Below are 1,188 nucleotides of genomic sequence, written 5' to 3' on the forward strand. Positions count from 1 at the left end.
AGTTCAGGATTGTCTCTCAGGATTGTGGTGTAGGCTGTCGGAGCTGGAGAGCGTGCCGCGGGGTGGCCACCCCGCGGCACGTGGTGTCACGGCGTCCGGTTCAGGATCGGTCGCAACGACCGTGGTCATCATGGGACCGTGCCACCCCAGCATCGCATCGCTTGCTGACTTGGATGGGCCGCCTCTCGGTACGCCCGCAGACAATCCGAAGCATGGGAGACCATCATGACCGACAAGGCCGCCACGCGCCAGAGGGTGTTGGGGATCGACGTCTCGTGCCACCGCGTCACGCTGTACGACGAGGCCACCGGGCGCACCCACGACATCGCCAACGACATCGACAGCCTGCACGACGCGCTGGCCGGCTACACCGGCCACGCGCTGGCGGTGTGCGAGGCTACCGGCGGGCACGAGGACACGCTGCTCGCCGCGCTTCACGTGCTCGGCATCCCCGCGCACCGCGCCGACGCCGCCAAGGTAAAGGCCTATATCCGCTCGTTCGGCAAGCGCGCGAAAACCGACGCGATCGACGCGCGCTGGCTCGCGCGCTACGCGCTCGACCGCGGCGCCACGCTGCCGCGCTGGCAGCCTCCCGTGCCGGCCCAAGCCGAGCTCGCCGCGCTGGTCGCGCGCCGGCTCGACCTCGTCGCGATCAAGACCCAGGAGAGCAACCGCCTCAAGGCGCCGCGCAGCGATCTCGTCGCCGAGCACATCCGCGCGCATCTCGACCAGCTCGCCGAGCATATCGCCCGACTCGACGCGCGCATCGCCGCGCTCGTCGCCGACCAGCCCGACCTCGCCCAGCGCGCCCAGGCGTTGCGCTCGGTCCCGGGCATCGGCCCCGTGCTCGCGCCGCTGCTGCTCGCCACCCTGCCCGAACTCGGTACGCTCGGCCGCCGCCAGGCCGCCAGCCTCGCCGGCTGCGCCCCCCATCCGCGCGACAGCGGCACCCGCGCCAGGCCGCGCCACCCCGCCGGCGGACGACGACAGATCAGACCAGCGCTCTTCATCGCCGCCATGGCCGCCGCGCGCGGCACCAACCCGCTCGCCGACTTCTATCGACGACTCGTCGCCACGGGCAAACCCAAGCGACTCGCCCTCGCCGCCGTCATGCGAAAGATCGTCACCATCGCCAACGCGCGCCTCCGCGACCTCCCACACCCCGCGTCACAACTGACTTGATGACGC

At 71.4% G+C, this 1,188-nt stretch carries 1 protein-coding gene; it reads left to right on the forward strand.

What is annotated here, in order from left to right:
• Positions 1-225 precede the first annotated feature (225 nt).
• Positions 226-1,182: a transposase gene (locus tag FHY03_RS20685; protein ID WP_183932315.1), complete on the forward strand. Its 957-nt coding sequence runs from the start codon at positions 226-228 to the stop codon at positions 1,180-1,182.
• The last annotated feature ends 6 nt before the right edge of the window (positions 1,183-1,188 follow it).

This window comes from Sphingomonas sp. BK345, from assembly GCF_014193845.1.
In the GTDB taxonomy this organism is placed as follows: domain Bacteria; phylum Pseudomonadota; class Alphaproteobacteria; order Sphingomonadales; family Sphingomonadaceae; genus Sphingomonas.

Excerpts from the sequence above, each read along its gene's own strand:
- FHY03_RS20685 (WP_183932315.1), top strand. The coding sequence starts at position 226 with ATGACCGACAAGGCCGCCACGCGCCAGAGGGTGTTGGGGATCGACGTC.